This is a genomic window from Cloacibacillus sp., from assembly GCF_020860125.1.
Classification (GTDB): domain Bacteria; phylum Synergistota; class Synergistia; order Synergistales; family Synergistaceae; genus Cloacibacillus.
Genome location: NZ_JAJBUX010000087.1, coordinates 1 through 13,883, shown reverse-complemented (window position 1 = coordinate 13,883; position 13,883 = coordinate 1). Strand labels below are relative to the sequence as shown.

Genomic DNA, 13,883 nt, shown 5'->3' with positions numbered 1-13,883 from the left:
AATAATTATGGCAAAAACACTGCTTTTCAGAGAAGACGCACGCCGCTCGATGGAGCGCGGAATCAATAAAGTCGCGGATACCGTAGGAATCACCCTTGGCCCGAAAGGACGCAACGTCGTCCTGGAGAAGAAGTTCGGCTCGCCGACCATCACCAACGACGGCGTGACGATCGCGAAGGAGATCGAGCTCGAAGATCCGTTCGAGAATATGGGCGCCCAGCTCATCAAAGAGGTAGCCTCGAAGACCAACGACGTAGCCGGCGACGGTACGACGACGGCCACGGTGCTCGCCCGCGCGATGATCCGCGAGGGAATCAAGAACGTAGCGGCGGGCGCGAACGGCATGCAGCTCCGCAAGGGTATCGAAGACGCGACCGCGGTTGTTGTTGAAGAGCTCAAGAAGCAGGCTTCGCCCGTCAAGGGACACAAGAAGACCGTGCAGGTAGCCGCCATCTCCGCCAACGACAAGAAGGTCGGAGAGCTCATCGCCGAAGCGATGGAGAAGGTCGGCGAAGAGGGCGTCATCACCGTTGAAGACAGCAAGAGCCTCGGCACGACGCTGGAGACCGTCGAGGGACTCCAGTTCGACAAGGGCTACCTCAGCCCCTACATGATCACGAACCCCGACCGTATGGAAGCCGTACTTGACGACGCGAACATCCTCATCGTCGACGGAAAGATTTCCAACGTGAAAGATATGCTTCCCGTCCTTGAGAAGAGCGTCCAGCTCGCGAAGCCGCTCCTCATCATCGCCGAGGACGTCGAGGGCGAAGCGCTGGCGACACTCGTCGTCAACAAGCTGCGTGGAATACTCCAGGTCGTAGCCGTCAAGGCCCCGGGATTCGGCGACCGCAGAAAGGCGATGCTCCAGGATATCGCCACCGTGACCGGCGCGACGGTCATCAGCGAAGAGGTTGGACGCAAGCTTGACAGCGCTGACGTCGCTGACCTCGGCCACGCGAAGAAGATAAAGGTCACCAAGGAAGACACGACGATCGTCGAGGGCGCCGGAGATTCCACGGCCATCAAGGATCGCGCCGCGCAGATCAAGAAGGAACTCGCCGACTCAACCTCAGAGTACGACAAAGAGAAGCTCCAGGAGCGCCTCGCGAAACTGGTCGGCGGCGTAGCGGTCATCCAGGTCGGAGCCGCGACGGAGACGGAGCAGAAGGAACTCAAGCTCCGCATAGAGGACGCGCTCAACTCAACGCGCGCCGCGGTTGAAGAGGGAATCGTCCCCGGCGGCGGAGTGGCGCTCGTCGGCTGCACCAAAGTCCTCGACAAAGAGATCGCGAAACTTGAGGGCGACATTCGTACCGGAGCGCAGATCGTACGCAAGGCGCTCACCGAACCCCTCTACCTCATCGCCCACAACAGCGGCATGCAGGGCGACGTCATCATCGAAAAGGTCAAGACCCTCAAAGAGGGACAGGGCCTCGACGCGACGACCGGCGAATACGTTGACATGATCGAAGCGGGCATCATCGACCCGGTGAAGGTCACCCGCTCGGCTCTCCAGAACGCCTCCTCGATCGCGGCGATGATCCTCACCACGGACGCCGTCGTTGCCGACAAGCCCGAGAAGAAAGACACCCTCGGCGACATGGCCGGTGGAATGGGCGGTATGGGTGGAATGGGCGGCATGGACTACTAAGTCCGGCGGCATAACCCACAGCTCAATAGACAGATACAAAAGCCGGAGACGCCAGTCTCCGGCTTTTTCATATCCTCATTTAATTTGATGAAAAGAGGCCGCGCGGCCTCTTTTTTGCGCTTACATTTTCGTTGCGTTTATAAAACCTTTCCTTTACTTCCGCTTTTTATAATGAAACTGCTTTGGAAAACATATGGGAAAAGGAGAAATTATTTTGAACAGGAAAGTTATGATCGGAGCGGCGGTTGCCGTCGTAATTATCGCGGTATTCGCCTTTACGCAGATGCAGCCGGGCAAAGAGAGCGCCGGCAAGGTTGACCTCAACAGCCTCACCGTCGAGGAACTTCAGAAAAAGGCGCAGGAAGAGGGCAGGGTGGAATCGGTTGGTATGCCCGACTCGTGGGCGAACTGGGTCGGCACCTGGACGGACCTAAAGGATAAATTCGGCATCGAACACGCCGACGTGGACATGTCCTCGGCGGAGGAGCTCGCGATATTCGAGGCGGAGAAGGAAAACGCCACGAAGGACATCGGCGACGTGGGCCAGTCCTTCGGCCCGCTCGCGGAGAGCAAGGGGCTCACGCTTCCCTACAAGACGAGCTACTGGGACGAGATCCCCGAATGGGCGAAGGACGACAACGGCGACTGGGTGATCGGCTACTACGGGACCATCACCGTCATCACCAACAGGAAGCTCGTTCCCAACCCGCCGAAATCATTCGCCGACATCCTCGAGGGCGAATATATGGTGACCCCCGGCAACGTCGCGCAGGCGACGCAGGCTCAGTGCGCGCTGCTCGCGGCGGCGATCGCCAACGGCGGCTCTGAGACCAACCTCCAGCCGGGCTTCGACTTCTTCAGGAAACTTGCCGAGCAGGGACGCATCGATATGGGCGAGCCTAACGTCGCGCGCCTCGAAAAGGGCGAGATAGCCTGCTACTTCGTCTGGGACTACAACGCGCTCGGTTACCGCGACCAGTTCAAGGCAAACAACCCCGAAGCGGAATATGACGTCTGCATCCCCGCCGACGGCTCCGTGCAGAGCGGCTACGCGACGATAATCAACGCCTACACGAAACGCCCGCACGCCGCGGCCTTCACGCGTGAATACATCCTCAGCGACGCCGGTCAGATAAACCTCGCGCGCGGCTACGCGACGCCGATCAGAGGCAGTGTGGAGCTTCCCGACGACGTAAAGGCGAAGATGCTCCCGTCGGAGCAGTACGCGAAGGCGCGCCCCATCTCGGACTTCAAGGCCTGGGAAGAGGCGGCCAAGAACCTGGGGACAAAATGGCAGGAAGAGGTAATGGCCTACGCGAAATAGAGCGCTGATAATAAAGGGAGGCCGCTGTTATTCCGCGGGCTCCCTCTTTTTTACGACGATTGGAGAGAAACTTTTGAACAACAGCAAAAAGACCTACCTTGCCGCGCTGCTTCCCTTCGCCGCCGTGGTGCTGCTCTTCGAGCTGATGCCGGTGGCGGGCGTCATCATGCGGAGCTTTATGGAAGAGAACGGCGGCGGCTTCACCCTCACGCACTACGCCTCTATCTTCACCAAGCGGCTCTACCGCGTCGCGGTGATGAACAGCCTCTGGGTGGCGGCCGCCTCGTCGCTTATCGGGCTCTTCGCCGCCTTCTGGGGCGCGAAAAGCTGCCACGAGGCGAAGCCGGGGACGAAAAACATATTCCTCAGCGTGCTGAACATGACCTCGAATTTCTCTGGCATCCCGCTTGCCTTTTCATACATAATCCTCTTCGGCAACGTTGGCGTGCTCGTGATGTTCGGCAAAAACCACGGCATAGAGGCGCTTGCCAACTTCAACATCTACAGCATTAGGGGGCTGCTGCTCTGCTACATCTACTTCCAGATCCCGCTCGCGACGCTGCTTCTGATCCCCGCCTTCGACGCGCTCAAAAAGGAGTGGCGCGAGGCGGCGGCGCTCCTTGGCGGCGGCGCGGCGGCATTCTGGCTGCGGGTCGGCCTGCCGAACCTGCTTCCGAGCCTGCTCGGGACCTTCAGCATCCTCTTCGCGAACGCGATCGCCGCCTTCGCGACGGCCTACGCGCTGATGCAGAACAACTTCCAGCTGCTGCCGATAAGGATATCGGAGCAGTTTGTCGGCGACGTCGTGCAGCGTAAGGAGTTCGGCTCCGCGCTTGCCGTCGTGCTCATGCTGATGATGGTGGCGACGATCACCGCGAACGGCATGATACTTAAAAAGAGAGGCGGGAGGGGCTGAGATGAGAGGCGGAAAGGGCAGCTCTATAATCCTCTGGGCCATTGTGCTCTATCTGCTGATACCGCTCTTCATGACGCTCGTCTACTCCCTTTTTACTGAATGGATGGACGTGCTGCCGAAGGGCTTTACGCTTAAATACTACGCCGTGATCTTCAGGGACGCCGCCTTCTGGCAGGCGCTCGCGCGGACGGTCGTCATCTCGATAGTACCCGTCATCGCCGCCGCGGCGATGATCCTGCTTGCGATGTACGTCGTCGTGGTATACCTGCCGTGGCTCGACAAATACCTGCGGATAATCTGCACCATACCGTACGCGGTACAGGGCGTCATCCTGCCGGTCAGCGTCCTCTCCCTCTACGCCGGAGCGCCCGCGCCCCTCTCGAACCGTATCGCCATGCTCACCTTCACCTACTGCGTAGTGATACTACCCTACATGTACCAGGGGATCAAAAACAGCCTGATAAGCGTGGACGCGCCGAGGCTGCTCGAGGCGGCGCAGATGCTGGGGGCTGATAAATTCTTCGCCTTCTTCAGGATCATCGTCCCCTGCATGCTCTCCGGCGTCGTCATCTCCTCGATGCTCTCCGTCGCCCTCATCTTCGGGGATTTCGTCATCGTCAACACCATCGGCGGCAGCTACTATTCCACCGCGCAGATGTACCTGCTCAAAAAAATGTTCATCTCCGGGCAGGTTACGAGCGCGGTAATCATCGTACTCTTCGTCGTCACCCTCGCCATCTCGGCGGCGGTATTCTGGCTCAAATCCAAGACCGTGGAAATCGGCGCAAAGGAAGGAGAAAAGGCATGAGTTATATAAAATTTGAAAAGATAGTGAAAAAATATGGCGATAACACCGTCCTGCGTGATGTCAGCCTCACGGTGGAGCGGGGAGAACTGGTGACCCTGCTCGGCCCCTCCGGCTGCGGTAAAAGTACCCTGCTGCGCTGCCTTGCTGGGCTTGAGCAGGTCAGCGGCGGCCGCATATACGTTGACGGCAGGGACGTCACCTACGCCGACCCCAAAGACCGCCAAATAGGAATGGTCTTCCAGCAGTACAGCCTCTTCCCGAACATGAACGTCTTTGAGAATATCGCCTTCGGTCTGCGGATGAAAAAAATGCACATCGAAGACATCCGCGGCAAGGTCGCGAAGGCGGTGGCGATGGTCGCTCTTGAGGGAAAAGAGAACGCCATGCCCGCGCAGCTCTCCGGCGGCCAGCAGCAGCGCGTCGCGCTCGCGCGCTCCATCGTCACCGAGCCGAAGGTGCTGCTGCTCGACGAGCCGCTCTCGGCGATAGACGCGAAGCTGCGCAAGTCGCTGCAAAAGGAGATCCGCCGCATACAGCGCGATATGGGAATCACGACCATCTTCGTCACCCACGACCAGGACGAGGCGATGGTGATGTCCGACGTGATACACCTCTTCAACGCCGGCAGGGTGGAGCAGTCCGGCAGCCCGATAGAGATGTACACGCAGCCCGAGACGAGCTTCGCCGCGAGCTTCATCGGCAACTACAACATCCTCTCGAGCGCGGAGTTCGCCTCGATGACGGGGCGGCTCTACGCTGAATCGCACGAGGTCGCCATCCGTCCCGAGACCGTCGAGCTGTCGTCCGAATTTGCGCCCGTAGACGGGGCCTACCAGTTCCAGGGGAAGATAATCGACCAGACGCCGCGCGGCAACGTGCTGCGCTACAAGATCGAGGCGGGCGGCATGGAGATAGTTTCCGACACCCTCTTCCGCAGCCGCGCGCTCTTCGCGAAGGGCGACCGCGTCCATATCACGATCATGAACCGCAACTGCATCAGGCTATAGATGATGGATATCAGAGGATTCTCGGAAAAGGGCGTCTGGTACAAAGGCAACCTCCACAGCCACACGACGAACTCCGACGGTATGCTGACGCCGGGGGAGTCCGCGGCGCTCTTCAAAAGCCGCGGCTACTCCTTTCTCTGCATAACCGACCACGACCGCTATTCCGATTACAGCGGCGAGCTGGGCGATGAAAACTTCCTCATCCTGCCCGGCTACGAGGCCTCCGCGGTCCTTTACAGCGGCATCACGCTGCGCCGCCGTATCAAAGTGCACCACGTGAACGCGATCCTCGGAACCTCCGAAATGCAGCGCCGGGCGGTCTGCGTACGTCCCGAACACCTTGAATTCCTGCCCCAGCGGGTCTTCTTCGGCAGCTGGAACGGCGCGGCGGTGCTGCAGGAGATGGTCGGCCGCATGGAGAGGTGCGGCTTTATCGCGATGTACAACCACCCAATATGGTCGCGTGTCTCAGAATATGAATTTACAGGCACGCGCGGCCTCTTCGCGATGGAAATATTCAACTACAACACCGTCAACGAGAGCGGCACGGGCTTTGACACCCTGCACTGGGACCTCATGCTCCGCGAGGGGAGGCGTATCCTCGGCGCGGCGACCGACGACAACCACAACGGGGGCAAATTCGACGACGCCTGCGGCGGCTGGATAACGGTGAAGTCCGAGCGTCTTACGCACGACGAAATAATCACAAATATCCTCGCGGGCAACTACTACTCCTCGTCCGGCCCCGAAATATACGACTGGGGCGTGAAAAACGGCCGGGCCTTCGTCTCCTGCGGCGCAGTCAGCCGGGTGAATTTCATCGCCGGCGGCTGCGTCAACGACGGCGCCTCCGTGCTCTGCGGCTCGCCTGACGAGACGATGGAATACGCCGAATATAAACTCAGCGGCAGCGAGAGCTATCTGCGCGCCGAATGTATCGACAGATACGGCCGCACCGCCTGGACGAATCCGATATTTTTGCGGGACCAGTAGGAGAGGAAAATTTGGGGTGGATTGTCACGCTGAATGTGGGTCGGGAACCATAGGAATAGGATAAATTTCGATTTAGCTTTTGACTTTGCCCTTTTAGCCTCCCTCTCTGAGGGAGGTGGATCGCCGCCGCTTTTGCGGCGAGACGGAAGGAGTGTTGCTCTGTTTGGCACGGTTCCAGCGCCAAACAGAGCCCGCGGCAAAAGCCGCGGGAGAACCTAATGTCAACTCTCCCTTACCCTGCTTAGCGGGGAGCTCCCTCGGAGAGGGCGCCAAAATCTTTGGTAAATCGCAATTTATCTCTTTTCCTCTCTCGAAGCCAAACCGCAATTTATCATTTTTAGCCTATCATCTATGGTCAGGCGCCTTTGTTTCTGGCTTCCGCACTCTTTCATTTGACTTTTTTCAATAATAATTATATTCTCTCAGGCAGAAGCGCTTACAGCGGGAGTTGGTTTTTATGGAGTTTTACTATGACGCGAAGGACCGGAGCGGCAAGACTATAAGCGGCACGCATAACTCGCCGGGGGAGCAGGAGCTGCTTTCGTGGATTCGCGGCAACGGCTGGGTTCCTCTCAACGTCTCACAGCACCGGGAGATATCCCTGACCGTTCCCGGCGATAAACTCGCGGACAGCGCCGCGAAGGAACACAGCGAATTCTGGGACCTCTCGCCGCGTATCAGGCTGCGTGACAAGCTCGTCTTCTTCCGCCAGCTTGCGACGATGATCGCCGCTGGCATCCCCGTGACGGCCTCGCTCGCCATCCTCACCGAGCAGACGCAGAACCGGCGCTTCCTCCGCCGCGTGCTCACGCGCGTCTACAAACGCGTCAGCGCCGGTACGACGCTCGGCAGTGCCCTTGCGGAGAACCCCAAATGCTTCGACGCGATCACGATACCGCTCGTGCGCTCCGGCGAGGAGTCCGGTACGCTCGACATGAGCCTCGCGAAGATCGCCTCCTTCATGGAGGACCAGGAGAACCTCCGCAAAAAGATCATCTCGGCGATGACCTATCCGACGGTGGTCATCTGCATCGCGCTGCTCGTCCTCGGCGTGATGGTCGCCGTCGTTGTCCCGCAGTTTGAGAAGGCCTTTGGCAACCTTAGTATAGAACTTCCGGCGCTCACGCTGATGACATTTAAATTTGGTCACTGGATGCAGTATCACTGGTACGTAATACCGCTCGTTCTATTTGTCATCACTGTTATAATCTATCAGTTGCGCAAGATGAAGTCGATGAAGATGCCGATCGATACCTTTTTATTAAAGATACCGATTTTCGGCGACATCATTTTCAAGGCCTCGCTGACGCGCTCCTTCCGCACGATGGGATCGCTGCTGCGCTCCGGCGTCCCCGTTCTGTCATCAATAGAGATGACGGCTGACGTTGCGGGCAACGAAAAGATAAAGCGGGGATTTCTTGAGATGCGCGACGGCGCCTCGATGGGCAGGGCCCTCAACGCCGTCGTGCGCGAAAAGAAGCTATTTCCGCCGATGATCGGCCACATGATCGCCGTCGGCGAGGAGACGGGCCGCACAGACGAGATGCTCGAGAAGATCGCCGACTGGTATGACGCGGAGCTATCGGAGAAGATCAAACGCCTCAGCTCGATACTTGAACCGATTATGGTCGTCTTCGTCGGCATTATCGTCGGCTTTATGGTGCTCGCTATCTTCCTGCCGATCATCTCCGCGATAAACGCCTTCATGTAAATTCAGTAAAAAACGCTTTTAATTTTTAGTAAAAAGAGCTTCCCTTTTATTGAAATTAATATTATAATAATGTGGGCCTTATTATGGCCCTGTATTTATATGTTAATGGAATTATAAAAATAGAGCTATAACTGTAAGGAGGGATATGCGGGGAGAGCATATCTGTCAGAATCAAGAGGGGCCGGAAGGCGAGTCCGGTCTATGTTGGGTGGGCGCGCGCACGGTATTTGGCAAAACTACCTTAGGAGGAAAAATGTAAATGAAGAAAATAATAAAGAAGTACCGTAAAGCAAAAGGGTTCACCCTTGTGGAACTGCTCATCGTTATAATCATCATTGGTATCCTAGCCGGTATGATGATGCTTTCGACAGGTGCGGCAACAGATAAAGCTGAAGCGACTAAGATTCTTTCTGATATGAGAAATGTTAAGGCAGCTGCAATGATGTTCTTTGCTGACTATGATCGCTATCCCCAAAATAATAATACGACTGATTACACTTCTGGTATTTGGACGGCACACGTGATGCTAATATGACTATCAATGTTACAGGGACTAATAGCGATGATGTCAGAGTCCAATTTAATGCAGGGGCAGCCGGTACAGCTACGGGGATAATGGATAAGTTGGACGCTATGGTAACAAAAGGGACTCTCTCAAAAGATGCTAGTGTATATTCAATGCCGATACGAGTTCCAAACTAATATTCTTAAAAAATAAAATATTTATGGAGAAGCGCCTCTTATGCTGGAGGGGCTTCTCCTTTTTCAGTGGTTTCTCATCTATTTCGAAATAACAAGAGCCTCATAAAAATGGCTAATAGCATTAAACTATGTCCTATCATCCTTAATTGCGATTAGTCCCTGATGTTTATATAATACAGGTACCGTTAGTCTGGTCAAGCAGAAGCTCTTTTCCGTCTTTCCACCTACCCCAATAAAAGCATTCCTACAAACGTAAAAAAACGCCGCGCCGCTAGAATCTTTATCAAAGATAAAGACAGGACGGCCCGTCAAGGGGCCGTCTCAAAAGGAGCGGATAAAGATGTCGGAAGAGATCAAGAAAGAGGAGACGGAGGAAACCGTCTCAAAGGAACACGGCGAACAGGGCGAATATATGGTCAAGGAGCCCGTCGCGAAGCCGCTGTGGAACCGCACGGCGATGGTGATATTTTTTATCGCCGCCTTCGCGCTTGTCGGCGTCTGGTACCTGGCCGCGGAGCGGGAGAATAACAGCGCCTCGGCGCACGACATTGTGAAGAATATGAACCAGATCAAGGCCTCGACGCTGATGGTCTTCTCGAACCCCGCCAACTGGGAGCTCTTCCCTGTCGGCTCAAAGATCAAATTCGCCGACGATTTCAGCGATGATATCGGCCTCGGCGGCGAGATAGAGCGCCCCTTCACGAAGGATATCACAAAGTACGAGGTGATCCACACTCCTGAGGGGCTCTTTGTCGCCTATCAGGGCGACGCCTCGGAGAGCGGCGTACTGCGCGAGCTGGAGAAGATGAGCAAGGCCGAGGGGCTATATAAGACGGCCTCGGTCGAGGACGGCTATTACAATGAGAGCGGCGCGGCGCCGGTCTATATGCTGATCAAGATCGATCCCGCGCGGAACTGATTCAGGAAGCGTAAGCACAGGGGCGAAGGGCCGCGCCGCTTCACCGCGGCATGAGGGCGGGAAAGCCCGCGGGCGGCGGCCTTTGTTCCGCCGCTTTCCCTAACGGGCCCCCGGCCCCGGAGCGCCTGAGAGAGGAGAATGGATAGGATGAACAGAGAAAAGAGACGTGCCGGCATGATCGTCGTCGGACTTGCGGTGGTGATCTTCGGAGGCTTCGTCTATTATTCAAACACGAATATGAGGGCCTCGGCGGATGCCCATAGGATCGCCGCCGATATGAGCAATCTCAGAGCGGCGGTCTTCGCCTATTATTCGGAGACGGGCTCCTGGCCGCGGGCGGTGGCCGAGGTGCAGAATAACGAGAGCTCTCATGTCGGTATCGATACCGAGGGACTCTCCGTGGTAAACGACAACGGCGCGCTCTTCGTCAAGTATGACGGCGCGGAGACGGCGCTGATCCCCGAGAGGGGCAGCCGCGTCGCGGCGGAGCTCGCCGCGCTGAGGAGCGAAGACCGCCTCTACGCGGAGCCGACGAAGAATCCGGCGGCCGCGCCGGATTACGCGGGCGGCACGAGCGTCTATATGCTGATAAAGACAAAGGATTATAACCCGAACAGTCAATTTTGATCTATAATACGTGAAGGCGGTTTTCGCACGCGCACGTCGCTGGCGTGCGCGTTTCTGTTTATATCTGCGGCACGATTGTATAGTGACGTTATTAAAAGTGCAGAATGATCTATAACATAAAACATAGTTTTTGTAAAGGTAAAAATTGCTGTCGCCAAATTCATTTATTCTGCTGTGGCCTTTGCGCAACATTTTCGAAAAATATTTTTGTTTAAATTAAAAAAACCCCTTTTTTTAAGGGTTTTTATTATATAATGAGGCGGCGGGATAGTTGTCGACAGCAATGTCCCGCATGCTTTTTATATATTTTTAGCGCCAATGGCGCTCTATGGAGGAGTCCTATGGGCTTTTTTTCAAAGAAAAAGACAATATCCGCCGGTCTTGTGCTGGATGTTGGAAGCTTCCGCTACCTATCTCTCGAGGGCGGGGACGGCTTTTATAATGTCGTAGATTCCCTGTCCGGAAGTATCCCGGCGGAATACGGCGCTTCGGAGGACCCCTTCTCCGATTCAGGAGGATATCTGGGATCAGTCTTCGACTATATCGCGAAATCCGCCGGCGGCTTCAATGTCGCGGTGAATTTTGCCCTGCCGGTGACGGAGTCGCTGCTGCGTATCGTCAACCTTCCGGGGATGACGCTCGCGGAGGCGCGCATGGCCTTTCGTTATGAATTCGAAAATTATTTCCCCTTTCCCGAGAAGGAGGGCGTCTATGATATCGCGGAGATCGAGTATCCCGTGCGCGAGGATCTTTCTGAGAAACGTTTTCTCGTCGCCGCGGCCCGCCGGCCGCTGGTCGAAAATATTTCCCGCGCCGCCGCGGCTCACGGCATAAGGCTCGCCGCCCTGGAGCCCTCTCAGATCGCCCTTGAGCGCGCCGCTAATCCGCCGGTGGCGATCGACGCGGGCTGCGCCTATATCTACGCGGGAAATCTGCGTTCGGTGCTGATCCTCTCCTGGAAGGGCTGCGGGATATTTTACCGTAATATCTCCTCCGGCTTCGGCGCGGATATCCTCGACGGAGGTTTTGAGAGCGAGACCTACAGAGAGCACGCCTTCTCCTTTGTCCGCGAGATACGCTCTTCGCTGCAGTTCGCGATGTCGCAGAACCGCTCCTTCAGCGCCGATTCGATCTACCTTTTCGGCCCCGGGGCCTCTTCTTATCTCTGCGGCCTTCTTAAGGAATCGACGTCGATGGAATCGGTCATGCTCATAGATCCGATGAAGGTCCACGGCATCAGCTTCGAAAATAACGGCGGCTGGGACGTTGCCGTCGGGCTAGCGCTGAGGTGAGGCCATGGTCGTAAAACTTGATCTTCGTACAAATAAACAGGAACAGCAGGCGGAGAAGGAGAGAAGTCCGCGCCATTATATCCTCTTCTCACTCGCGGCGCTCTTTTTGATCTCCTCGCTGTCGTTGTTCGCTATGGGCGGCTATCGGCTCTATTCGATAGGCTCCGCCAGGGCGGAAATGGCGGAAGGCGTTACCTCCGATAATGAAAATCTAAAGCTGATGGAGACGGAGCTGGCCAGGCTGACTAAGGAGAGCGGCGCCATCGAGGAAAAGCTGGATTTTGTCCTTGACGACGTACCCTCCGTTGAATTTCTCTATGAACTTGGGGAGAGGACGGTTGACGGCGTCGTCATTGAGTCGCTGACGATGAATCGCGAGAGCGCCTCGCTTAAGGGCGTGGCCTTTGCCGACGAAGAGGTTTTGGAGTTCGGCGACGGGCTGCTCGCGGCCTCCTGCGTTAACAGCGTCTCCCTGCCGGTGATCACCCCCACACAGCGCAGCGGCGCGAATCTCAAGGCGTTTTCCATCGAGCTGAAGCTCAATTCGCTGCAAAAGATAGTGCTTGAGGGCGGCATCGCCGAACAGGAAAAGGGAGTCCGCTCCGAAGATGCGCGCGAGGAGGCGGTAACCAGATGAAAAATATCGAGATAACGGAGCTGAAGCGTGAGCAGGTTTTGATCGCGGTCGCCGTCGTACTGCTGCTGGTCGCCGCGCAGCTGTTTATGATGAAGAGCGTGAACGGCGGTATGGCTGAACTTACCTCCGCCTCGCAGGAGGCGCAGGTGCTGAAGGCTACGGTCGCGGCGCGCTCCAACGCCGTCATCCAGTATAAGTCCACCGTTAAGATAGACGGCAAAGAGCTGCCCTCGGCGATTGAATCACAGAACAAGTTCTATTCCGTTTTGCTGAATCTGCTTTCGACGCAGGGATTTGGCGAGGCCGACGTGACGAAGGCCGATGATAAGGACGGCGTCGTCTCTTTCAGCGTCTCCGGCGAGGCTAACTATAACGAACTGCTGCGTCTGCTCGCCTCTTTCCGGCAGAGTCCCTATCTGACGAGGATTTCTCAGCTTTCACTTGAGGGGCTGCGGGAAAATGGTGTCAAATACAGCTTTACCGTCGCCGCCAAGATCGGCGGCGCGCTGAAAGAGGAGGAGGCGGCGAAATGAGATCGATATCGCTGAAAGATCTCTTCCGTCAGGTGCGCCTGAACGAGGCGGCGCGCTCCCCGGAGGAGCGGAAAAAGGAATATATCTTCGTATTGCTTCTGGCCGTGTTTTTCGCGGCGGCGGTCTTTACGATGCGCAATTTTATCGCGATGAACGGTATCGCCGTCGATGACGGCGGTTCTTCCATGCAGCAGATGCCGCGCGGCAATCAGGCTCTGGAGTCGGCTAAGGCGCTTAACGCGAAATACGAGGTCTTCCGCAAGATGCGCGAACAGAGCCCCGAGCTTGTCGCGCTCTCCGACGCCATCGGGCGTTCGCCGGTGGCGGCGGTCGTGCCTTCGCCCTCTCTCGCCGCGGATACGAGCGTGCCGGAGTTTGTGCCGACGGTGACGATAAAGGGGCTTGTGGTGCTCGGCGGCAGCACGATCTGCACGCTTGACATAGACGGCGAGGAGCCGGGACAGATATTCAAGCCGGGGATGACCTTCGGCGGCGGAAAGGGAAAGATTCTTTCCATAGATTCAAAAGGAGTGAGCTGGAGATGGGCAAACAAAAATCACCGCACGGACTTATAAATTATAGAGCCCTGACGGCCTTGCTTTGCGCCGTCCTCTTCGCGGCGGCCGTGCCGGGACTAGGCGAGGCCGCCGCCACCGAGGCGCGTAAGCTGGACGATCAGAAGTCGGTCATCGAGGGTATGCGGATGCACCAGGTGGGAGCGACGGAGATGATGATCGAGCTGCGCGGCACGAAGCTGCCG

At 56.8% G+C, this 13,883-nt stretch carries 15 protein-coding genes; all 15 read left to right on the top strand.

All coding sequences use genetic code 11. The annotated features are described in order from the left end of the window. Window positions 1–7 precede the first annotated feature (7 nt). Window positions 8–1,654: a chaperonin GroEL gene (gene groL / locus LIO98_RS10960; protein ID WP_291956878.1), complete on the top strand. Its 1,647-nt coding sequence runs from the start codon at window positions 8–10 to the stop codon at window positions 1,652–1,654. A 214-nt stretch (window positions 1,655–1,868) separates the two neighbouring features. After that, entirely contained in the window at window positions 1,869–2,978 is a 1,110-nt protein-coding gene (locus LIO98_RS10955) for an extracellular solute-binding protein (protein ID WP_291956876.1), read from the top strand. 73 nt (window positions 2,979–3,051) lie between these two features. Next, window positions 3,052–3,894, top strand: coding sequence for an ABC transporter permease subunit (locus LIO98_RS10950; protein ID WP_291956874.1), 843 nt, complete (start codon window positions 3,052–3,054; stop codon window positions 3,892–3,894). A 1-nt stretch (window position 3,895) separates the two neighbouring features. After that, window positions 3,896–4,702 (top strand): ABC transporter permease subunit, encoded by an 807-nt coding sequence (locus LIO98_RS10945; protein WP_291956871.1) that lies wholly within the window; start codon window positions 3,896–3,898, stop codon window positions 4,700–4,702. Beyond that, entirely contained in the window at window positions 4,699–5,709 is a 1,011-nt protein-coding gene (locus tag LIO98_RS10940) for an ABC transporter ATP-binding protein (protein ID WP_277000548.1), read from the top strand. Before LIO98_RS10945 ends, LIO98_RS10940 begins: the two co-directional genes overlap by 4 nt. Beyond that, on the top strand, window positions 5,710–6,702 hold the full coding sequence (locus tag LIO98_RS10935; protein WP_291956862.1) for a hypothetical protein: 993 nt from the start codon (window positions 5,710–5,712) through the stop codon (window positions 6,700–6,702). Window positions 6,703–7,159: 457 nt separating this feature from the next. Beyond that, window positions 7,160–8,413, top strand: a complete 1,254-nt coding sequence (locus LIO98_RS10930) for a type II secretion system F family protein (protein WP_291956859.1) — start codon at window positions 7,160–7,162, stop codon at window positions 8,411–8,413. Window positions 8,414–8,672: 259 nt separating this feature from the next. Then, a complete protein-coding gene (locus tag LIO98_RS10925) occupies window positions 8,673–8,948 on the top strand; it encodes a prepilin-type N-terminal cleavage/methylation domain-containing protein (RefSeq protein ID WP_291956856.1) in 276 nt (91 codons plus the stop codon). Between the two features lie 507 nt (window positions 8,949–9,455). Further along, complete coding sequence (locus LIO98_RS10920; protein WP_291956852.1) at window positions 9,456–10,034, top strand: hypothetical protein; 579 nt, start codon at window positions 9,456–9,458, stop codon at window positions 10,032–10,034. Window positions 10,035–10,181: 147 nt separating this feature from the next. Next, window positions 10,182–10,661 carry a hypothetical protein gene (locus LIO98_RS10915; RefSeq protein WP_291956849.1) on the top strand — a complete coding sequence of 160 codons (480 nt, stop codon included), beginning with the start codon at window positions 10,182–10,184 and terminating at the stop codon, window positions 10,659–10,661. A 341-nt stretch (window positions 10,662–11,002) separates the two neighbouring features. After that, window positions 11,003–11,953, top strand: a complete 951-nt coding sequence (locus tag LIO98_RS10910) for a hypothetical protein (protein ID WP_291956848.1) — start codon at window positions 11,003–11,005, stop codon at window positions 11,951–11,953. Between the two features lie 4 nt (window positions 11,954–11,957). Further along, a complete protein-coding gene (locus LIO98_RS10905; RefSeq protein WP_291956846.1) occupies window positions 11,958–12,590 on the top strand; it encodes a PilN domain-containing protein in 633 nt (210 codons plus the stop codon). Beyond that, window positions 12,587–13,123 (top strand): hypothetical protein, encoded by a 537-nt coding sequence (locus LIO98_RS10900; protein WP_291956843.1) that lies wholly within the window; start codon window positions 12,587–12,589, stop codon window positions 13,121–13,123. Before LIO98_RS10905 ends, LIO98_RS10900 begins: the two co-directional genes overlap by 4 nt. Continuing rightward, on the top strand, window positions 13,120–13,698 hold the full coding sequence (locus tag LIO98_RS10895) for a hypothetical protein (RefSeq protein ID WP_291956841.1): 579 nt from the start codon (window positions 13,120–13,122) through the stop codon (window positions 13,696–13,698). Before LIO98_RS10900 ends, LIO98_RS10895 begins: the two co-directional genes overlap by 4 nt. After that, window positions 13,665–13,883, top strand: a 219-nt coding sequence (locus LIO98_RS10890) for a hypothetical protein (protein WP_291956838.1), incomplete at its 3' end; no start/stop codon positions are given. The genes LIO98_RS10895 and LIO98_RS10890, both read left to right, overlap by 34 nt.